15 protein-coding genes are annotated in these 19,792 nt (G+C 62.8%); 12 read left to right on the top strand and 3 right to left on the bottom strand.

Annotation, left to right across the window (positions count from 1 at the left end):
- Positions 1-81: 81 nt before the first annotated feature.
- The 11 genes from JFY56_RS13375 (at position 82) to ilvD (ending at position 16,259) form a co-directional block, all read left to right on the top strand.
- A complete protein-coding gene (locus JFY56_RS13375; RefSeq protein WP_208314240.1) occupies positions 82-1,242 on the top strand; it encodes an acyltransferase family protein in 1,161 nt (386 codons plus the stop codon).
- A gap of 176 nt (positions 1,243-1,418) precedes the next feature.
- Positions 1,419-3,215: a sensor histidine kinase gene (locus JFY56_RS13370; protein ID WP_208314239.1), complete on the top strand. Its 1,797-nt coding sequence runs from the start codon at positions 1,419-1,421 to the stop codon at positions 3,213-3,215.
- A complete protein-coding gene (locus tag JFY56_RS13365) occupies positions 3,212-4,600 on the top strand; it encodes a sigma-54-dependent transcriptional regulator (RefSeq protein WP_208314238.1) in 1,389 nt (462 codons plus the stop codon). The genes JFY56_RS13370 and JFY56_RS13365 overlap by 4 nt, the downstream gene beginning before the upstream one ends.
- 380 nt (positions 4,601-4,980) lie before the next feature.
- Positions 4,981-6,411 carry an arginine-ornithine antiporter gene (gene arcD, locus JFY56_RS13360; protein WP_208314237.1) on the top strand — a complete coding sequence of 477 codons (1,431 nt, stop codon included), beginning with the start codon at positions 4,981-4,983 and terminating at the stop codon, positions 6,409-6,411.
- An 18-nt stretch (positions 6,412-6,429) separates the two neighbouring features.
- Positions 6,430-7,686: an arginine deiminase gene (arcA, locus tag JFY56_RS13355; protein ID WP_208314236.1), complete on the top strand. Its 1,257-nt coding sequence runs from the start codon at positions 6,430-6,432 to the stop codon at positions 7,684-7,686.
- Between the two features lie 75 nt (positions 7,687-7,761).
- Positions 7,762-8,772, top strand: coding sequence for an ornithine carbamoyltransferase (locus tag JFY56_RS13350; RefSeq protein WP_208314235.1), 1,011 nt, complete (start codon positions 7,762-7,764; stop codon positions 8,770-8,772).
- 72 nt (positions 8,773-8,844) lie between these two features.
- Positions 8,845-9,777 (top strand): carbamate kinase, encoded by a 933-nt coding sequence (arcC, locus tag JFY56_RS13345; RefSeq protein ID WP_208314234.1) that lies wholly within the window; start codon positions 8,845-8,847, stop codon positions 9,775-9,777.
- A gap of 289 nt (positions 9,778-10,066) precedes the next feature.
- Positions 10,067-11,965, top strand: a complete 1,899-nt coding sequence (locus JFY56_RS13340) for a beta-ketoacyl synthase (RefSeq protein ID WP_208314233.1) — start codon at positions 10,067-10,069, stop codon at positions 11,963-11,965.
- Between the two features lie 136 nt (positions 11,966-12,101).
- Complete coding sequence (locus JFY56_RS13335; protein WP_208314232.1) at positions 12,102-12,641, top strand: type 1 glutamine amidotransferase domain-containing protein; 540 nt, start codon at positions 12,102-12,104, stop codon at positions 12,639-12,641.
- Positions 12,642-12,859: 218 nt separating this feature from the next.
- The gene (locus tag JFY56_RS13330; RefSeq protein WP_208314231.1) at positions 12,860-14,053 is read left to right on the top strand and encodes a class I SAM-dependent rRNA methyltransferase; all 1,194 of its coding nucleotides are present in this window, start codon (positions 12,860-12,862) and stop codon (positions 14,051-14,053) included.
- A 367-nt stretch (positions 14,054-14,420) separates the two neighbouring features.
- Positions 14,421-16,259 (top strand): dihydroxy-acid dehydratase, encoded by a 1,839-nt coding sequence (gene ilvD / locus JFY56_RS13325; RefSeq protein WP_208314230.1) that lies wholly within the window; start codon positions 14,421-14,423, stop codon positions 16,257-16,259.
- 146 nt (positions 16,260-16,405) lie between these two features.
- On the opposite strand, the gene JFY56_RS13320 is transcribed toward ilvD, so the two are convergent.
- Positions 16,406-16,825 (bottom strand): pilin, encoded by a 420-nt coding sequence (locus JFY56_RS13320; protein ID WP_408004407.1) that lies wholly within the window; start codon positions 16,823-16,825, stop codon positions 16,406-16,408.
- Positions 16,826-17,151: 326 nt separating this feature from the next.
- Here JFY56_RS13320 and JFY56_RS13315 point away from each other — a divergent pair, with 326 nt between their 5' ends.
- Positions 17,152-18,537: a nucleobase:cation symporter-2 family protein gene (locus tag JFY56_RS13315; protein ID WP_208314228.1), complete on the top strand. Its 1,386-nt coding sequence runs from the start codon at positions 17,152-17,154 to the stop codon at positions 18,535-18,537.
- Between the two features lie 43 nt (positions 18,538-18,580).
- On the opposite strand, the gene JFY56_RS13310 is transcribed toward JFY56_RS13315, so the two are convergent.
- Together JFY56_RS13310 and JFY56_RS13305 are read right to left on the bottom strand one after the other, a co-directional pair.
- The gene (locus JFY56_RS13310; protein WP_208314227.1) at positions 18,581-19,075 is read right to left on the bottom strand and encodes a DUF523 domain-containing protein; all 495 of its coding nucleotides are present in this window, start codon (positions 19,073-19,075) and stop codon (positions 18,581-18,583) included.
- Positions 19,076-19,162: 87 nt separating this feature from the next.
- The gene (locus tag JFY56_RS13305; RefSeq protein ID WP_208314226.1) at positions 19,163-19,786 is read right to left on the bottom strand and encodes a 2OG-Fe(II) oxygenase; all 624 of its coding nucleotides are present in this window, start codon (positions 19,784-19,786) and stop codon (positions 19,163-19,165) included.
- Positions 19,787-19,792: the final 6 nt, after the last annotated feature.

The raw sequence follows: 19,792 nt of genomic DNA, 5'->3' as shown, positions 1-19,792 counted from the left end.
TTCTTTTCCAGCCAAACTTTAAGCTCCAGCGACAGCAAAAAAAGCAACACTACATATAAATATCGAGGCATCAGAAGAAAAATGCAAGGAAAAGCCCGAATCGACTTTGCCAACACATTACGCGGATTCGCTGCGCTGGCTGTTGTTATTTCTCACTACTACGGTGCCTTCTGGTCATACCGTGAAGGAGTTGAATACCTCACAAACGCCCCTGCACTACCCATAGAAACACACGCCTTCCCCGCCTACATCTCTTGGCTTCATGCTATCCCCATATTTAATTGGGGGGCCTATGGTGTTGCGCTGTTTTTCATTATCAGCGGTTTCGTGATCCCGTTCTCCCTCCAAAGAATGAATTGGATCGGCTTCACTGCAAACCGACTGCTTCGGATTATTCCGACCTATATTATAGGATTTAGCGTAACTCTTCTTGCAATCCTTATCAGCACCGAATACTTCTCTAGAAACTGGCCTTTCAGCATGAGAGAAGTATTGATTCACTACATACCTGGGATTCGCGATGTCATGTGGTCCAGAAATATTGACGGGATTGTCTGGACCCTTGAGGTCGAGATGAAATTCTATCTCGTCTGCGCACTACTACTCGCTTGGTTTCGCCAGAAATCCCTGAAAGTGTTTATCGCACCAGTCGCCCTATTTGTAACCGCTCTATACGCCAATCAATTGATCCCTGAATGGAACAAAACTTCTACTTCCGCCTGGCAACTAGCCATGACATTCATGATTGCCTCCCAGTATATAATCTATATGTTCATCGGAGTAATATTTCATTATCTGCACTGCGGAAGACTTACCCCAATCAAAGCATATGCGGGGATTGCGGGATTATTTACGCTATTCTGCACCCATTGGTGGCTGGGACCTTATTCGGCAAGTCTCCCCGTGGCTTGGAGCTATGCCTTTGCTCTTCTTTGTTTTATATTCGCATATAGATTCCCAAACCTGTTCAGGGCAAATCGTATATTCAACTTCCTAGCCAATATCAGTTATCCGCTATACGTGATCCATGGCGTAGCCGGCTATGTCGCCCTCCGAATCATGCTTGACCTTGGGTTCAAGGCGTGGGTTTCATTGCTTGTGGTAACTGCGGCAGCTCTATCTTTGTCGTGGTTGCTACATGTGTTGGTGGAGCAGCCTTCGCAGGTACTTGGAAAGCGTCTTGGCGCAAAACTGAGTGGTGTTCCTAAACAACCAACAGCCATTTGTAGTCAGCTCAATTGAAGGTCCACTGCTGAAACCATTCTTTAAAGCTCATTGAAGCCGTGACACCACGCACGGCTCCTGGCCCCACTCGACTCTAGTAGCCAATGGCTTGAAAAACCTATTTTGGGCGCCATGTATCGAGTAGATTTCTCGAATCAAGACACTCCGAAACAGGCAGTTCGAGCAGGCTTCCTATGTCATTAAACCTCCATTGGCGCCTTCTCGTCCTCCTGCCCCTTCTCCTCATACTCCTCCTCTGGCCCCTCCACCACTTCGTCGAGCGCTACTACAGCGAGCAGTTATCTAGGCAGAACCAGCAAACCCTCGACCTCTACGTCGCCAATCTGCTGGGCACATTGCACCGCTATGAAGATCTACCCCCCATTCTCGGAGGCCTGCCCATCCTGCAGGCCGCCCTCCAGCACCCCGAGGACGAATCAGCCCGCGCGGCAGCCAATGACAAGCTTGCCGAAATCCGCCAACGCACCGGCGCCGACGTCATCTATGTGATGCTCCCCGACGGCCTCACCCAGGCCGCCTCCAACTGGGATCAGCCCGACAGCTTCGTCGGCCACAACTTCTCCTTCCGCCCTTACTACAAAGATGCGATCCGGGGTCAACAGGCTCAGTTCTTCGGCCTGGGAACGACCTCCAAGCGCCGCGGTTACTTCTTCGCCAACGAGGTCCGCGACGGAGACAAGCTGCTCGGCGTGCTGGTAGTGAAGGTCGATCTCGAGCACATGGAGGCGCTCTGGGGCAACACCCCCGAGCAGTTGATGGTGCAGGACAGCAAGGGAGTCGTGATCCTCTCCTCCAACCCGGATTGGCGTTTTCGCGCCAGCCGGCCGTTATCGCCGGCGCAGGAGCGGGAGATCGCGCAGAACATTCCCTATCCGGTCGTGCACCCGCAGCCGTTGCGGATCAATGAGAAAGACTGGATCAGCCAGAGTCGCGAGCTCACCGAGACCGGTTGGACGGTGAGCATCTACAGCCCGCGCGCGCTGGTCGATAGTTCGGTGCGCAACGTGTTGCTGATTGGTGGTGCGACGTTGCTCGCCCTGCTCCTGCTGCTGATGCTGCTGAACATCAGCCGCCGCCACTACCTGGAACGCATCGAACTGGAGGCCCAGGCCAAGCGCCAGCTGGAGATCCGCGTGCTGGAGCGTACCGGCGAACTGGAGGCGGCCAACACGCTCCTGCAGCAGGAGGTGCATGAGCGCGAGCAGGCCCAGCGCGAGTTGCTGCATGCGCAGGACGAGGTGGTGAAGGCCGGCAAGCTGACCGCGCTGGGCACCATGTCCGCCAGCATCAGCCACGAGCTCAACCAGCCGCTCGGAGCGATCCGCAGTTATGCGGACAACGCCCGCGTGCTGCTCGATCACCAGCGCATCGACGATGCGCGCGGCAATCTGCAGCTGATCAGCGAACTCACCGAACGCATGGCCTCGATCATCTCCCACCTCAGGGCCTACGCACGGGGCGCGCGGCGGGCGCCGGAGAATGTGGCGTTGCAGCCGGCGCTGGACGATGCCCTGGCCATGGTCGCGGCGCGGCGGCGGGCGATGAATGTGGAGTTGCTGCGTGATCTGCCCGATGCCGCCCTCTGGGTGCAGGCTGGCGAGACGCGCCTGCGGCAGATCCTCACCAACCTGCTGTCCAACGCCCTCGACGCCCTCAGCGAAACCGCACCGCCACGGCGCCTCTGGCTGACGGCCAGCCAGTCGCCCGAATACATCACGCTCTCGTTGCGCGACAACGGCACCGGCTTCTCCGAGGAGGCATTGGCGCACGCCCGCGAGCCCTTCTTCACCACCAAGACCAGCGCCAAGGGCCTCGGCCTCGGCCTGGCGATCTGCGATACCCTGTTGCGCGCACTTGGCGGGCACCTTGAACTGGGCAATCACCCCGAGGGCGGCGCTCTCGTACAATTGCACCTGTTGCCGGGCGTGCCCGGCGTATCACCGACGCCTCACGAGGAAACCCGCGCATGAGTCCAGCCGCACCCTTCGCCCCGGAAACCCAGGTGCTGCTGATCGACGATGACCCGCATCTGCGCCAGGCGCTCAGCCAGACGCTCGACCTCGCCGGCTTCAAGGTGGCCACCCTGGCCGATGCGCGCCAGCTGGACATCCGCGAGGCAGCGGACTGGCCGGGCGTGGTGGTCAGCGATATCCGCATGCCGGGGATCGACGGGCTGCAATTGCTCGAACAGTTGCACGCGCAGGACTCCGGTCTGCCGGTGATCCTCGTCACTGGTCACGGCGACGTGCCTCTCGCGGTCAAGGCCATGCGCTCCGGGGCCTATGACTTTCTGGAAAAGCCCTTCCCCAGCGACGCCCTGCTGGACAGCGTGCGCCGTGCGCTGGACGTACGCCGGCTGGTGCTGGATAACCGCAGCCTGCGCCTGGCACTGTCCGAGCAGAAGGAACTGCGCGGCCGCCTGATCGGCCAGGCGCCCGGCATACAGCGCCTGCAGGAACAGGTTGGCGCCCTCTCCGCGATCCAGGCGGATGTGCTGATCCTCGGCGAAACCGGCTCCGGCAAGGAGGTGGTCGCCCGCGCCCTGCACGATCTGTCCAGCCGCCGCAACGGCCCCTTCGTGGCGATCAATGCCGGCGCCCTGGCCGAGTCCGTCGTCGAAAGCGAGCTGTTCGGCCATGAGCAGGGCGCCTTCACCGGCGCTCAGAAACGCCGCATCGGCAAGTTCGAGTTCGCCAACGGCGGCACAGTGTTCCTCGACGAGATCGAGAGCATGAGTCTCGACGTGCAGGTGAAGCTGCTGCGCCTGCTGCAGGAACGCGTGGTGGAGCGCCTCGGTTCCAACCAACTGATTCCCCTGGATATCCGCGTCATCGCCGCCTCCAAGGAGAACCTGCGCCTGGCCGCCGACGAAGGCCGCTTCCGCGCCGACCTTTATTACCGCCTGAACGTCGCCAGCCTGCGCATCCCTCCGTTACGCGAGCGGGGCGACGATATCCTGCTGCTGTTCCAGTACTTCGCCGACCGCGCCGCGCAACGCCATGGCCTGAACTCCCGCACCCCGGACGCGGCGCACCGCGCCCAGTTGCTGTCCCATGGCTGGCCGGGCAATGTGCGCGAACTGCAGAACGTCGCCGAACGCTTCGCCCTGGGGCTCGACCTCGACCTGGACAACGCTCCCAACCTGACCGGCCAGCCCAGCAGCGGCGCCAACCTCAACGAGCAGGTGGAAGCCTTCGAGCGCGCCCTGATCGCCGCTGAAATGGCCCGCCCGCACAACTCCATGCGCAGCCTCGCCGAAGCCCTCGGCCTGCCGCGCAAGACCCTGCATGACAAGCTGCGCAAGCATGGGCTGCTGTTCTCCGGCGGCAGTGCAACGGACGATTCCGAGCAGTAGCCCTCCAGTCGCCTACACTGTTTCGGCGATTCTTTTCCTACAGATCCCTCTTATAGCCAGATGCCCAAGCGCCAGCATCTCGGCCGTCTAAATAGCTATTAGCTGTAAGTAATTAATCAAAAAGTCCGATTCGCTATTTACCGGCAAACCGCCATCAGCCGGGCAAAGGCGCTGACACACTTTTGCCCTAATTTTCGTGTTTCCTCCCCTCTAAACCGAGCGGCAACGCAAAACCTCTCCTATCTTTTCCCCCGGTACTGGTCGTTGTGGGAATAGGACCAGGTAATTTCGTTAGCGAGCTATTGATTTGGATCAGCGAGCATCCCTGAGAGGTTTGGCTCAATAGTTCAATCTAATTTTCCGGTAGGGAGATTCCGAAAATGGCAGACGAAAGCAGCCAAAAACTCCGACTCGGAGCGCTTACCGCTCTGGTGATCGGATCCATGGTCGGCGGCGGTATTTTCTCACTGCCGCAGAACATGGCGGCGAGCGCGGATGTTGGCGCGATCCTGATTGGATGGGCCATCACGGCCATCGGCATGTTGACGCTGGCCTTCGTCTTCCAGACGCTGGCCAACCGAAAACCTGACCTTGACGGCGGGGTGTACGCCTACGCCAAGGCCGGTTTCGGCGATTACATGGGCTTCTCCTCGGCCTGGGGCTACTGGATCAGTGCCTGGCTGGGGAACGTGGGCTACTTCGTCCTGTTGTTCAGCACCCTCGGTTACTTCTTCCCGATCTTCGGCGAGGGCAACACGCTGGCGGCGATCATCGGCGCCTCCATCCTGCTCTGGGCCGTGCACTTCCTGGTCCTGCGCGGCATCAAGGAAGCGGCGTTCATCAACGTGATCACCACCATCGCGAAGATGGTGCCGCTGTTCCTGTTCATCCTGATCTGCCTGTTCGCCTTCAAGCTGGACATCTTCAGCCGCGACATCTGGGGCTCGATGAACCCGGAACTCGGCAGCGTGATGAACCAGGTGCGCAACATGATGCTGGTCACCGTCTGGGTGTTCATCGGCATCGAGGGTGCGAGCATCTTTTCCGCCCGCGCCGAGAAGCGCTCCGACGTGGGCAAGGCCACCGTGCTCGGCTTCGTCATCGTGCTGTTGCTGCTGGTGCTGGTGAACGTCCTGTCGCTGGGCATCATGACCCAGCCGGAACTGGCCAAGCTGCAGAACCCGTCGATGGCTGCCGTGCTCGAACACGTGGTCGGCCACTGGGGTGCGATCCTGATCAGCGTCGGCCTGGTGATCTCCCTGCTGGGCGCCCTGCTCTCCTGGGTGCTGCTGTGCGCCGAGATCATGTTCGCCGCAGCCAAGGACCACACCATGCCGGAGTTCATCCGCAAGGAGAACGCCAACGCGGTGCCGGCCAACGCCCTCTGGCTGACCAACGCCTGCGTACAGGTATTCCTGATCGTGACGCTGTTCTCCCAGGGCACCTACCTGTCGCTGATCTACCTGGCCACCTCGATGATCCTGATCCCGTACTTCTGGTCGGCGGCCTATGGCCTCCTGCTGGCAGTCCGCGGCGAGTCCTATGAGCAGGACTCCAGCGCGCGCAACAAGGATCTGTTCATCGCGGCCATCGCCGTGATCTACGCGGTCTGGCTGATCTACGCCGGCGGCCTGAAATACCTGCTGCTGTCGGCCCTGCTCTATGCCCCTGGCGTAATCCTCTTCGCCAAAGCCAAACGCGAAATCGGCCAACCGATTTTCACCAACGTCGAGAAGATCATTTTTGCAGCTGTAGTGATCGGTGCGCTGGTCGCTGCCTATGGCCTCTACGACGGCTTCCTCACTCTGTGACATCACCGGAGATCTGTAATGAGCAAGGAAAAAACCAAACTTGGCGTCCATTCCGAAGCTGGCAAACTGCGCAAAGTGATGGTCTGCTCGCCTGGACTTGCCCACCAACGCCTGACCCCGAGCAACTGTGACGAGTTGCTGTTCGACGACGTGATCTGGGTAAACCAGGCCAAGCGCGACCATTTCGACTTCGTCACCAAGATGCGCGAACGCGGGATCGATGTGCTGGAAATGCACAACCTGCTGACCGAAACCGTGCAGAACAAGGACGCCCTGAAGTGGATCCTCGATCGCAAGATCACCAATGACAGCGTCGGCGTCGGCCTGACCAACGAGTTGCGTTCCTGGCTAGAAGGCCTGGAGCCCCGCAAGCTGGCCGAATTCCTGATCGGTGGCGTGACCGCCGACGACGTGCCGGACAGCGACAACGCCAAGGCGCTGAAGATGTTCCGCCAGTACCTCGGCCACTCCGCCTTCCTGCTGCAGCCGCTGCCGAACACCCAGTTCACCCGCGACACCACCTGCTGGATCTACGGCGGCGTAACCCTCAACCCGATGTACTGGCCGGCGCGCCGTCAGGAAACCCTGCTGACCACCGCCATCTACAAGTTCCACCCGCAATTCACCAACGCCGAATACGAAGTCTGGTGGGGTGACCCGGATGTCGACCACGGCGCCTCCACCCTCGAAGGCGGCGACGTGATGCCGATCGGCAACGGCATCGTGCTCATCGGCATGGGCGAGCGGACTTCCCGCCAGGCCATCGGCCAGGTCGCCCAGGCGCTGTTCGCCAAGGGCGCCGCCGAGCGCGTGATCGTTGCCGGCCTGCCGAAATCCCGCGCCGCCATGCACCTGGACACCGTGTTCAGCTTCTGCGACCGCGACCTGGTGACCGTCTTCCCGGAAGTGGTGAAGGAAATCGTTCCCTTCAGCATCCGTCCGGACAGCCAGAACGCCTCGGGCCTCAGCGTCACCCACGAGGGCAAGGACTTCATCTCGGTGGTCGGCGACAGCCTCGGCCTGAAGAAACTGCGCGTCGTCGAGACCGGCGGCAACAGCTTCGCCGCCGAACGCGAGCAATGGGACGATGGCAACAACGTAGTCTGCCTGGAGCCCGGCGTGGTGGTCGGCTATGACCGCAACACCTACACCAACACCCTGCTGCGCAAGGCCGGTGTCGAGGTCGTCACCATCAGCGCCGGCGAGCTCGGCCGCGGCCGTGGCGGCGGTCACTGCATGACCTGCCCGATCATCCGCGACCCGGTCGACTACTAAACCTCACGGACACGAGAAATCGGCGGACGGCCCGAACGGGCCGTCCCCAATATTTATTCCACAAGGAGATGAGTCATGGCTTTCAACATGCACAACCGCAATCTGCTCAGCCTGATCCACCACAGCACCCGCGAGCTGCGCTACCTGCTTGACCTGTCCCGCGACCTGAAGCGCGCCAAGTACACCGGTACCGAGCAACAGCACCTGAAGCGCAAGAACATCGCACTGATCTTCGAGAAGACCTCCACCCGTACCCGCTGCGCCTTCGAAGTCGCCGCCTACGACCAGGGCGCCAACGTCACCTACATCGACCCGACGTCCTCGCAGATCGGCCACAAGGAGAGCATGAAGGACACCGCCCGCGTGCTCGGCCGCATGTACGACGCCATCGAATACCGCGGCTTCAAGCAGGAGATCGTCGAAGAATTGGCGACGTTCGCCGGCGTTCCGGTATTCAACGGCCTGACCGACGAATACCACCCGACCCAGATGCTCGCCGACGTGCTGACCATGCGCGAAAACTGCGACAAGCCGCTGCACGACATTTCCTATGCCTACCTGGGCGACGCCCGCAACAACATGGGCAACTCCCTGCTGCTGATCGGCGCCAAGCTCGGCATGGATGTGCGTATCGCCGCGCCCAAGGCGCTCTGGCCGGAAGATGATTTCGTTGCCCAGTGCAAGGAATTCGCCGAACAAAGCGGCGCGCGCATCACCCTGACCGAAGACGCCAAGGAAGCGGTCAAGGGCGTTGACTTCGTGCATACCGACGTCTGGGTTTCCATGGGCGAACCGGTGGAAGCCTGGGGCGAGCGCATCAAGGAACTGCTGCCCTATCAGGTCAACATGGACATCATGAAAGCCGCCGGCAACCCGCGGGTGAAATTCATGCACTGTCTGCCGGCCTTCCATAACAGCGAGACCAAGGTCGGCAAAGAGATATCCGCCAAGTACCCGAACCTGAAGAACGGTATCGAAGTCACCGAGGACGTGTTCGAGTCGCCGTACTGCATCGCCTTCGAGCAGGCGGAAAACCGCATGCACACCATCAAGGCAATCCTCGTCTCGACTCTCGCCGACGTGTAATCACCGTCCTGGGCGCGCCGTACCGGTCAACGCCGGTGCGGGGCGCCCAGTCGCTATCCGGAGGAATTTCTTATGCGTATCGTCGTCGCTTTGGGCGGTAACGCCCTGCTGCGCCGTGGCGAGCCCATGACCGCTGACAATCAACGCGTGAACGTGAAGATCGCGGCGGAGCAGATCGCCAAGGTGCAACCCGGCAACGAACTGGTGATCGCCCACGGCAACGGCCCGCAGGTTGGCCTGCTGGCCCTGCAGGGCGCCGCCTATGACAAGGTCACCCCCTATCCGCTGGACGTGCTCGGTGCCGAAACCGAAGGCATGATCGGCTACATGATCGAGCAGGAAATGGGCAACCTGCTGCCCTTCGAGGTCCCGTTCGCCACCATCCTCACCCAGGTCGAAGTGGACTCGAAGGACCCTGCCTTCCAGAACCCGACCAAGCCGATCGGCCCGGTCTACTCGAAGGAAGAGGCCGAAGCCCTGGCCAAGGAAAAAGGCTGGCATATCGCGCCAGATGGCGACAAGTTCCGTCGCGTTGTCGCCAGTCCGCGACCGAAGCGGATCTTCGAGATCCGTCCGGTGAAATGGCTGCTGGAGAAAGGCACCGTGGTCATCTGCGCCGGCGGTGGCGGCATCCCGACCATGTATGACGAGTCCGGCAAGAAACTCAGCGGCGTCGAGGCGGTGATCGACAAGGACCTCTGCTCCGCACTGCTGGCCCAGGAGCTGAATGCGGACGTCCTGATCATCGCCACCGACGTCGATGCCGCCTATGTCGACTGGGGCAAGCCGACCCAGAAGGCCATCGCCCAGGCCCACCCGGACGAACTGGAGCGCCTCGGCTTCGCCGCCGGCTCCATGGGCCCGAAAGTCCAGGCTGCCATGGAGTTCGCCCGCAACACCGGCAAGGATGCGGTGATCGGCTCGCTGGAAAACATCGTGGCGATCACCCAGGGCAAATCCGGCACCCGCGTCAGCACCAAGAAGCCGGGGCTCGAATACCGCTGATCCTGCCTAACCTGCTGTACCTCCGGAGGCCGGCAACGGCTTCCGGAGATTTCCCGCCCCCGCATCCGCTCGCCATCCCGCCAATCCGATAGCTTGACTTCGTCGCCTTCCGGCACGACGCGCTGGTCAAACGCGTGACTTGGAAGTCATGATCCACGTCATCGTATTCATTCGATCTACTGAACTGCCGCCTGACTTGTGCACAGTGCCCACCTCCGACTGCCGAATGCAGATCGGCGGCTTGCCCGGCCCCCGCACAAGACGAACCTTTTTGAGGAGTTTCCGAGAGATGTCCCGACTACCAGTCATCGTTGGTTTTGGTGGGTATAACGCGGCGGGGCGCAGTTCCTTCCACCATGGATTCCGCCGCACGGTCATCGAGTCGATGGACGCAGCAGCCCGCCAGGAAACCCTCGCCGGTCTGGCGGTGATGATGAAGCTGGTCAAGGTCGAAGGCGGCCAGTACCAGTCGGCCGACGGCGAATCGCTCGACCTGGCGGCCATCGAATCGCGCTATTCCGCGCAGATCCTCGCTTCCACCCTGGTGCGCCGGATCGAAGAACAGTACATGGACGTGACCGCCGTGCACTGGCAGAAGAACCTGACCCTGAGCGGCAACGGCCAGCCGCTGACCTTCGTCACCCAGGCCAAGCAATTGCCCGAGCCGCTGCCGGCCAACTGGTCGGTGCAAGCGCTGGAAGGCAACCAGGTCCAGGTCACCCTGCATGACAGCTGCGAATTCAAGGTCGACAGCTACCGCGAACTGCCGGTGAAATCCGCCGGCCAGCTGCCCACCGGCTTCGAGCCGGGCGAACTGTACAACTCGCGCTTCCACCCGCGCGGCCTGCAGATGGCCATCGTCGGCGCCACCGATGCCCTGCGTTCCACCGGCATCGACTGGCAGACCATCGTCAACCACGTGCACCCGGACGAAGTCGCGGTGTTCGCCGGCAGCGCCATGAGCCAGCTCGACGAGTACGGCCTGGGCGGCATGCTGCAATCGCGCCTGAAGGGCGGCCGCGTCACCGCCAAGCAGTGCCCGCTGGGCCTGAACACCATGCCGGCGGACTTCATCAACGCCTACGTGCTCGGCAGCGTCGGCACCACCGGCAGTGTCACCGGCGCCTGCGCCACCTTCCTCTACAACCTGCAGAAGGCCATCGACCTGATCAACGACGGCCGCGCCCGCGTGGTGCTGGTCGGCAACAGCGAGGCGCCGGTCACTCCGGAGATCATCGATGGCTACGGTGCGATGAGCGCCCTGGCCACCGAAGACGGCCTGCGCGCCGTGCAGGGTGGCGGTGAAGTGGACTTCCGCCGCGCCGCCCGTCCGTTCGGCGAAAACTGCGGCTTCACCCTGGCCGAATCCACCCAGTACATCGTGCTGATGGACGACGCCCTGGCCGTTGAGCTGGGCGCCGAGATCCATGGCGCGGCCACCGACGTGTTCGTCAACGCCGACGGCTTCAAGAAATCGATTTCCGCCCCCGGCCCGGGCAACTACCTGACCGTGGCCAAGGCCGTCGCCGCCGCCGCACAGCTGGTCGGCCTGGAAAACGTGCGCAAGCACAGCTTCGTCCATGCCCACGCCTCCAGCACCCCGGCCAACCGCGTCACCGAATCCGAGCTGCTCGACCGCGTCGCCGGCTCCTTCGGCATCCAGGAATGGCCGGTTGCCGCGGTCAAATCCTATGTCGGCCACTCCCTGGCCGCGGCCAGTGCCGACCAGGTGGTTGCCGCACTGGGCACCTTCAAGTACGGCATCGTCCCGGGCATCAAGACCATCGACCGGGTCGCCGACGACGTCTTCCAGCAGAACCTGCGCATCGCTACCCAAGATGAGCGGCATGACGGCATCGAAGTCTGCTTCGTCAACTCCAAGGGCTTCGGTGGCAACAACGCCACCGCCGTCCTGCTGGCGCCGCAACGGGTCGAGAAGATGCTGCGCAAGCGCTACGGCGATGCCGCCTTCGAAGCCTATCTGCAACGCCGCGAGCAGACCCGCGCCAGCGCCGCCGCCTACGACCAGCAGGCGCTCAAGGGCCAGTTCGACATCATCTACAACTTCGGCGAAGACATGATCGACGACCAGGGCATCGAACTCGGTACCGAGAGCATCAACGTGCCGGGCTTCAGCCAGCCGCTGGTGTTCAGGAAGGACTCGCGCTACAGCGACATGCTCGACTGAGCCGCAACGCCGCATTGACCGAAGGCCCTGCCGCGAACCCGCGCGGCAGGGCCTTCGCGCATTCTGGATGGGGGAACTTTCGGGGGCAGGGGTGTCGGAATCTTATACAGCCCTCTGACGGCCCATGGAGGTTCGCATGACCCATACCCTCAAAGGCAAGACTGTCGCCATCCTGGTCACCGACGGCTTCGAGCAGGTCGAGCTGACCGAGCCGAAAGCAGCCCTGGAAGACGCCGGAGCACGAGTGCATATCCTCTCCAACCGCATCGACAGCGTACGCGGCTGGAATCACGACAAGCCGGCCGACGACTTCCCCGTGGACAAAACCTTCGAAGTGGCCCGCATGGAGGACTACGACGCGCTGGTGATCCCCGGCGGGGTATTCAACGCTGACCAGATCCGCGACCTGCCCATCGCCCAGGAACTGGTGAAACGCGCGGCCCACGAACAGAAACCGATCGCGGTGATCTGCCACGGCGCCTGGCTGCTGGTTTCCGCAGGCCTGGTGGAAGGGCGCACCCTGACCAGTTGGCACTCCCTCAAGGACGACATCAACAACGCCGGCGGCAACTGGGTGGACCGCCCGGTAGTGCAGGACGGCCTGCTGATCAGCAGCCGCAAGCCGGACGACCTGCCGGCCTTCAACAAGCAGCTGATGGAAGCGCTGGCCGCCTGACCCGTAGGTTGGCGCTGAGCGAAGCGAAGCCCAACACTTGCCGGGCAGTCACTGACCCGTAGGTTGGGCTGAGCTTGCGAAGCCCAACGATACGCTCCCGGGCAACGTTGGGCTTCACTGCGTTCAGCACCAACCTACAGCCCCATTCAGCGACAGCAGGCTCCAGCGGGCCCCCAGGGCATTGGGTATAATCTCGCTCTTTTTCCCGGAGCTTCCCCATGACCCTGCCCAGCCTGCGTCTGAAAGCCAATGCCGAGCGCCGCCTGCGCGCCGGCCACCTGTGGGTCTACAGCAACGAGGTGGACGTTGCCGCCACGCCGCTGAACGCCTTCGCCGCCGGCGACCAGGCCGTCCTCGAAATGGCCAACGGCAAGGCCCTGGGCATCGTCGCACTGAGCCCGAACAACCTGATCTGCGCCCGCCTGATCTCTCGCGACACCAAGCACATCCTCGATAAATCCCTGCTGGTTCACCGCCTGAACGTCGCCCTCAGCCTGCGCGAGCGCCTCTTCGACAAGCCCTTCTACCGCCTGGTCTACGGCGATTCCGACCTGCTCCCCGGCCTGGTGGTGGACCGTTTCGGTGACGTAGTCGTCGTGCAACTCGCCTCGGCCGCCATGGAAGTGCGCAAGGACGACGTGCTCGCCGCCCTGCTGCAGGTGCTCAAGCCCAGCGCCGTGCTGTGGAAGAACGATTCCAGCGCCCGCGACGCCGAAGGCCTCGAACGCTACGTGGCGAATGCCTATGGCGACGTGCCGGAATGGGTTGCGCTGGAAGAGAACGGCGTGAAATTCGAAGCGCCGGTGCTGGCCGGACAGAAGACCGGCTGGTTCTACGACCATCGCATGAACCGCGCGCGCCTCGCCCCCTACGTGCAGGGCAAGCGCGTGCTCGACCTGTTCAGCTACATCGGCGGCTGGGGCATCCAGGCCGCGGCATTCGGCGCCAGCGAAGTGATGTGCGTCGACGCCTCCGGCTTCGCTCTGGACGGCGTGGAGCGCAACGCCACCCTGAACGGCGTCGCCGAGAAGGTCGCCTGCGTGGAAGGCGACGTGTTCGAGGCCCTGCGCGAGCTGAAGGCCGCCGACGAACGCTTCGACGTGGTGATCGCCGACCCGCCAGCCTTCATCAAGCGCAAGAAGGACCTGAAGAACGGCGAGGCCGCCTACCGCCGCCTGAACGAACAGGCCATGCGCCTGCTCGGCAAGGACGGCATCCTGGTCAGCGCCTCCTGCTCGATGCACCTGCCGGAGGACGACCTGCAGAACATCCTGCTCGGCAGCGCGCGCCATCTGGATCGCCATATCCAGCTGCTGGAACGCGGCGGCCAGGGCCCGGACCACCCGGTGCATCCGGCGATCCCGGAGACCCGCTATATCAAGAGCCTGACCTGCCGCATCCTGCCGAGCTGAGCCCCCTCACCCTGACCCTCTCCCAATGGGAGAGGGGACCGTTCGGAGCAACGGGCTCGCGGCGGAGTGCAGACAACCCCCTCTCCCTCCGGGAGAGGGCTGGGGTGAGGGCAATCCACCGCACGGTCCCGCATGCACCACGCCCCGACCGCCAGCCTTCCCCTTGCGCCAACCCCCGGCGTAGAATCCTGCCATCCCTCGCCATTTATCCCCCGGCGGGCCCGTGAGCCACAGGCCGCGCGGGCGGTGACCCCGCTTCGCCTTGCGTCCGACTCCGAACATGCAGCTCCACCTGCCGTTTGCATGTCCTTCGTTCCACGCTCACGATACGACCTATATGAAGCCTGATTAGCTGCAGGAACCCGTCATGCCCGATTACCGCTCGAAAACCTCCACCCACGGCCGCAACATGGCCGGCGCCCGCGCCCTCTGGCGCGCCACCGGGATGAAGGACGAAGACTTCAAGAAGCCGATCATCGCCATCGCCAACTCCTTCACCCAGTTCGTCCCGGGCCACGTGCACCTGAAGGACCTGGGCCAGTTGGTCGCCCGCGAGATCGAGAAAGCCGGCGGCGTGGCCAAGGAGTTCAACACCATCGCGGTGGACGACGGCATCGCCATGGGCCATGACGGCATGCTCTATTCCCTGCCGAGCCGCGAGATCATCGCCGACTCCGTGGAGTACATGGTCAACGCCCACTGCGCCGACGCCATCGTCTGCATCTCCAACTGCGACAAGATCACCCCCGGCATGCTGATGGCCGCCCTGCGCCTGAACATCCCGGTGGTATTCGTCTCCGGCGGTCCGATGGAAGCCGGCAAGACCAAGCTGGCCAACCACGGCCTGGACCTGGTCGACGCGATGGTCGTGGCAGCCGACGACTCCTGCTCCGACGAGAAGGTCGCCGAATACGAACGCAGCGCCTGCCCGACCTGCGGTTCCTGCTCCGGCATGTTCACCGCCAACTCGATGAACTGCCTGACCGAAGCCCTCGGCCTGTCGCTGCCGGGCAACGGCTCCACCCTGGCCACCCACTCCGACCGCGAGCAACTGTTCCTGCGCGCCGGCCGCCTGGCCGTCGAGCTGTGCCAGCGCTACTACGGCGAAGGCGACGACTCCGTACTGCCGCGCAACGTCGCCAGCTTCAAGGCGTTCGAAAACGCCATGACCCTCGACATCGCCATGGGCGGCTCGACCAACACCATCCTGCACCTGCTGGCCGCCGCCCAGGAGGCTGAAATCGCCTTCGACCTGCGCGATATCGATCGCCTGTCGCGCAAGGTTCCGCAGCTGTGCAAGGTCGCGCCGAACATCCAGAAGTACCACATGGAAGACGTGCACCGCGCCGGCGGCATCTTCTCCATCCTCGGCGAACTGGCCCGCGGCGGCCTGCTGCACACCGACGTGCCCACCGTGCACAGCCCGAGCATGCTCGACGCCATCGCCCAGTGGGACATCACCCAGACTAAAGACGAAGCCGTGCACACCTTCTTCAAGGCCGGCCCGGCAGGCATCCCGACCCAGACCGCGTTCAGCCAGAGCACCCGCTGGCCGACCCTGGACGACGACCGCGCCGAAGGCTGCATCCGCAGCGTCGAGCATGCCTATTCGCAGGAAGGTGGCCTCGCCGTTCTCTACGGAAACATCGCCCTCGACGGCTGCGTGGTGAAGACCGCCGGCGTGGATGAATCCATCCACGTATTCGAAGGCACCGCGAAGATCTTCGAAAGCCAGGACAGCGCCGTGAAAGGCATCCTCGCCGACGAAGTGAAGGCCGGCGACATCGTGATCATCCGCTACGAAGGCCCGAAAGGCGGCCCGGGCATGCAGGAAATGCTCTACCCGACCTCCTACCTGAAGTCCAAGGGCCTCGGCAAAGACTGCGCCCTGCTGACCGACGGCCGCTTCTCCGGCGGCACCTCGGGCCTCTCCATCGGCCACGCCTCGCCGGAAGCCGCCGCAGGCGGCGCCATCGGCCTGGTGCAGGACGGCGACAAGGTGCTGATCGACATCCCCAACCGCAGCATCAACCTGCTGGTCAGCGATGAAGAACTGGCCACCCGCCGCGCCGAACAGGACAAGAAGGGCTGGAAACCGGCCCAGCCGCGTGCCCGCCGCGTGAGCACTGCGCTGAAGGCCTATGCGCTGCTGGCGACCAGTGCGGACAAGGGAGCGGTGCGGAACAAGGCGTTGCTGGAAGACTGATCAAATAGCTGAAACAAGAAGCCCGGCTCAGATGCCGGGCTTCTTCGTTTTAGGCGAATGAACTAAGAGCTAGCAGCTAAGTTATCAACCAACCTATCTGACTGCATTATCGCAATCCATCCAACTTTTCACTCGGCCTTTTGGGCTTATTCACGGCACCCAGAAGGAATATGCGCAGCATTGGTTAGACCAGAACACGTCCACTTGGAGATTTGCCCTGTGGTTTCCACCGTGGGGTTAATCTTCAATGTTTGACCGTTCAAGGCACCAGAAGAGAACTTCACAGATATTTCCCCACTCTCTGCATCCACAGAAACACCTTCAGCAGCAAAGTACTTCCCGACAAGGGCTTTAGCATTAGCTAATGTTGTGTCTGTAGCAGCTGCGTGGCCCGCTGATGCAGTATCAACAGCAATATCCGCCTGCAGCCCGGAAGTGGCCTTCAATCCCTCGGTGGCCTGGGCGCGCGCCACATAGTCCTGGTAAAGTGGCATTGCAATTGCCGCCAAAATACCAATGATCGCCACAACGATCATCAGCTCGATCAACGTAAAACCTTTCTGCATCGACTTATATGCATTCATCTTGAGTTACCTGCGTTAATGTCAATTTCAACAACCTGACAGCCAACATCCATATCAGGCGCATCTATTGAACGTTTCACAGCCAACTTAATGCAGCAGGCAGTTTCCCTCGAGAAAGTTGAAAATTCCGATAGACTCAATATTTTTCGATACTACAAAAAAGTACCGACGCTATTTGTCAGTATTTAAATCAACCCACGTCAACCACTGACAATTGCCGTCACCCATTCGTCTCCCCTTGCTCCATGACACTGTCCACCTCAGCTCCAGGCTCGTAGAATCGCGCCTTTTTTCCGGAGCGCCCCACCATGAGCTCACACGAAAGGCTGCCCGCCGCCGACAGCGGCCGTAGCGATCTGGTCTACGGCCTGGAAGACCGCCCCGCTCCCGCCGTCGCCCTGCTGGCCGCGCTGCAGCACCTGCTGGCGATCATCGTGCCGATCGTCACCCCGGGCCTGCTGATCTGCCAGGCGCTGGGGGTTTCGCCGCGCGATACCAACCTGATCGTCTCCATGTCGCTGGTGATCTCCGGCATCGCCACCTTCGTCCAGTGCAAGCGCTTCGGCCCGTTCGGCGCCGGATTGCTGATCGTCCAGGGCACCAGCTTCAACTTCGTCGGTCCGCTGATCGCTGGCGGCGCGGCGATGGTCAAGGCGGGCACGCCGGTGGAAGCGGTGATGGCGGCGATCTTCGGCGTGGTGATGGCCGGCTCCTTCGTGGAAATGGGCCTGTCGCGCATCCTGCCGTTCGTCAAACGCCTGATCACCCCGCTGGTGACCGGCATCGTCGTGCTGATGATCGGCCTCACGCTGATCAAGGTCGGCCTGATCAGCATGGGCGGCGGCTTCTCGGCGATGGGCAACGGCACCTTCGCCAACGGCGAGAACCTGCTGCTGTCCGGCCTCGTGCTGGGTATCATCATCGTGCTCAATCGCATCCCGGTGGTCTGGCTGCGCAGCGGCGCCATCGTCATCGCCCTCGCCGCCGGCTATGCGCTGGCCGGCTATCTGGGCCGCTTGGACTTCACCGGCATGCACCAGGCACCGGCATTCCAGTTGCCGACACCGCTGCACTTCGGCGTCGGCTTCTCCTGGTCGCTGTTCGTGCCGCTGCTGGTGATCTACCTGGTCACTGCGCTGGAAGCCATCGGCGACGTCACCGCCACCAGCAAGGTCTCGCGCCAGCCGGTCGAAGGCCCGCTATGGATGCAGCGGATCAAGGGCGGGGTGCTGGTGAACGGCGCCAACTCGCTGCTCGCCGGCCTGTTCAACACCTTTCCCAGCTCGGTATTCGCGCAGAACAACGGAGTGATCCAGCTGACCGGCATCGCCGCCCGCCATATCGGCCTGTGGATCGCCGCCATGCTGGTGCTGCTCGGCCTCTTCCCCAGCGTCGCCGGGGCGATCCAGGCGGTGCCGGAGCCGGTGCTCGGCGGCGCGGTGATGGTGATGTTCGGTTCGGTGGCCGCGTCCGGCATCAACATCCTCGCCGGCACCCACCTCGACCGGCGAGCCCTGCTGATCATCGCCGTGTCCCTGGCGCTCGGCCTGGGCGTATCGCAGGTGCCGGAATTCCTCGCGCACATGCCGGCTGCAGTGCGTGCCGTGCTGGAATCGGGCGTCGCCACCGGCGGCATCTGCGCCCTGCTGCTGAACTGGTTCCTGCCGGAATCGCCGGCGGCGAGCGAAGCCTGACCCGTTCGCGAGGGTGGCCCGGCCGCCCTCACCCTGCCCCACCTCAACCCCCGGCTTCCAACCCAGCCAGACAGACCGCTGCGGCATCCAGCTCCTCTTCGCTGAACACCAGCACGCCCATGCGCTTCAGTGCGGCAGCCGTCACCCCTTCGCCGGGAATCCGCTGTCCGCTGAAGCTGCCGTCGTAGTTCTCGCGATTGCCGCAGGAGGGGCTGCGCGCCTTGAGCACCGCCATGCGGATCTCGTAGCGGCGCACCAGTTCCACCGCCTGCTCGGCGCCCTGGATGAAAGCCTCGCTGACATCCTCGCCGTCGACGGTCACGATCCGCACCGATCCTTCGAGCACTTCGACGCCCTGGCCTCCGGGGATTTCCGCTGGCGGCCGCGGCGTCGGCAGGCCGCCCGCCACTTCCGGACACAGGGCGATCACGCGCCCTTGCGCCTGCCAGCGTTGCAGAAGGTCGAAGGGGCCGTGGGCGCCGCCGTCATAACGAACGCGGTGCCCCAGCAGGCAGCGGCTGACGAGAACTTTATGCATGACTGCGCAACTCCATGTCCGACCGATCCAGACTAGCGTCTTGGGCAGGACGGGTCACGCCGGGATGTTCCCGACCGGCTGGGCGGCTCAGACGGGGCCGTTGCCGCGACGACGGAACCAGCCGGTGAGGGACAGGCGCTCGCGGGTCGCCGGCAGCACTTCATGGGGGAAGTCGGCGGAGAGGAACACCACCAGCGTGCCGCCCAGTGGCGGCACATCGCATTCCTCGCCGTCGCTCAGGTACATGCGCAGTGCGCCGCCCTGTCCGGGCTGCCAGTCCTCGTTGAGATAGAGCACCGCCGAAACCGTGCGCCGGTCATCGTCGCGGAAACGGTCGAGATGCTTCTGATAGAAGGCACCGGGCGGATACAGCGCAAAATGGCTCTCGAAGTCCTCCAGGCCGAGATAGAGCCCCTGGTTCAGCGCCTGACGCAGCGCGTCCATGATCGCCAGGTAGACATCGCAGGACTCGGACTGACCGCCCTCCAGCCACTGGATGCGGTCGCCGCGAATGCCTTCGCGCACGGCCTGCCCTTCGCCACGGCCGACAGCCGCCGCCTCCAGCTGACCGGAAACGGCCCTGACACGGCACTCCACGGCCAACGCGGCGGTCAGCTCGGCGGGAAGGAAGACGTCCTGGCGCGACCAGCCGCGTTCGGCCAGATCATCGACGATGCGTTGCAGGAGAGGGGATTCGGGATGGAAGTTCATGTGGCA

Origin of the sequence: Pseudomonas schmalbachii, from assembly GCF_017589465.1 — a bacterium.
Lineage (GTDB): Bacteria > Pseudomonadota > Gammaproteobacteria > Pseudomonadales > Pseudomonadaceae > Pseudomonas > Pseudomonas schmalbachii.
The sequence above is the reverse complement of the archived record's forward strand: the minus strand, read 5'-3'. Positions and strand labels throughout refer to the sequence as shown.

Bases quoted from the DNA above. Each gene is read 5' to 3' on its own strand.
- JFY56_RS13375 (WP_208314240.1), top strand. From the start codon at position 82: ATGCAAGGAAAAGCCCGAATCGACTTTGCCAACACATTACGCGGATTC.
- JFY56_RS13370 (WP_208314239.1), top strand. From the start codon at position 1,419: ATGTCATTAAACCTCCATTGGCGCCTTCTCGTCCTCCTGCCCCTTCTC.
- JFY56_RS13365 (WP_208314238.1), top strand. From the start codon at position 3,212: ATGAGTCCAGCCGCACCCTTCGCCCCGGAAACCCAGGTGCTGCTGATC.
- arcD (WP_208314237.1), top strand. From the start codon at position 4,981: ATGGCAGACGAAAGCAGCCAAAAACTCCGACTCGGAGCGCTTACCGCT.
- arcA (WP_208314236.1), top strand. From the start codon at position 6,430: ATGAGCAAGGAAAAAACCAAACTTGGCGTCCATTCCGAAGCTGGCAAA.
- JFY56_RS13350 (WP_208314235.1), top strand. From the start codon at position 7,762: ATGGCTTTCAACATGCACAACCGCAATCTGCTCAGCCTGATCCACCAC.
- arcC (WP_208314234.1), top strand. From the start codon at position 8,845: ATGCGTATCGTCGTCGCTTTGGGCGGTAACGCCCTGCTGCGCCGTGGC.
- JFY56_RS13340 (WP_208314233.1), top strand. From the start codon at position 10,067: ATGTCCCGACTACCAGTCATCGTTGGTTTTGGTGGGTATAACGCGGCG.
- JFY56_RS13335 (WP_208314232.1), top strand. From the start codon at position 12,102: ATGACCCATACCCTCAAAGGCAAGACTGTCGCCATCCTGGTCACCGAC.
- JFY56_RS13330 (WP_208314231.1), top strand. From the start codon at position 12,860: ATGACCCTGCCCAGCCTGCGTCTGAAAGCCAATGCCGAGCGCCGCCTG.
- ilvD (WP_208314230.1), top strand. From the start codon at position 14,421: ATGCCCGATTACCGCTCGAAAACCTCCACCCACGGCCGCAACATGGCC.
- JFY56_RS13320 (WP_408004407.1), bottom strand. From the start codon at position 16,825: ATGCAGAAAGGTTTTACGTTGATCGAGCTGATGATCGTTGTGGCGATC.
- JFY56_RS13315 (WP_208314228.1), top strand. From the start codon at position 17,152: ATGAGCTCACACGAAAGGCTGCCCGCCGCCGACAGCGGCCGTAGCGAT.
- JFY56_RS13310 (WP_208314227.1), bottom strand. From the start codon at position 19,075: ATGCATAAAGTTCTCGTCAGCCGCTGCCTGCTGGGGCACCGCGTTCGT.
- JFY56_RS13305 (WP_208314226.1), bottom strand. From the start codon at position 19,786: ATGAACTTCCATCCCGAATCCCCTCTCCTGCAACGCATCGTCGATGAT.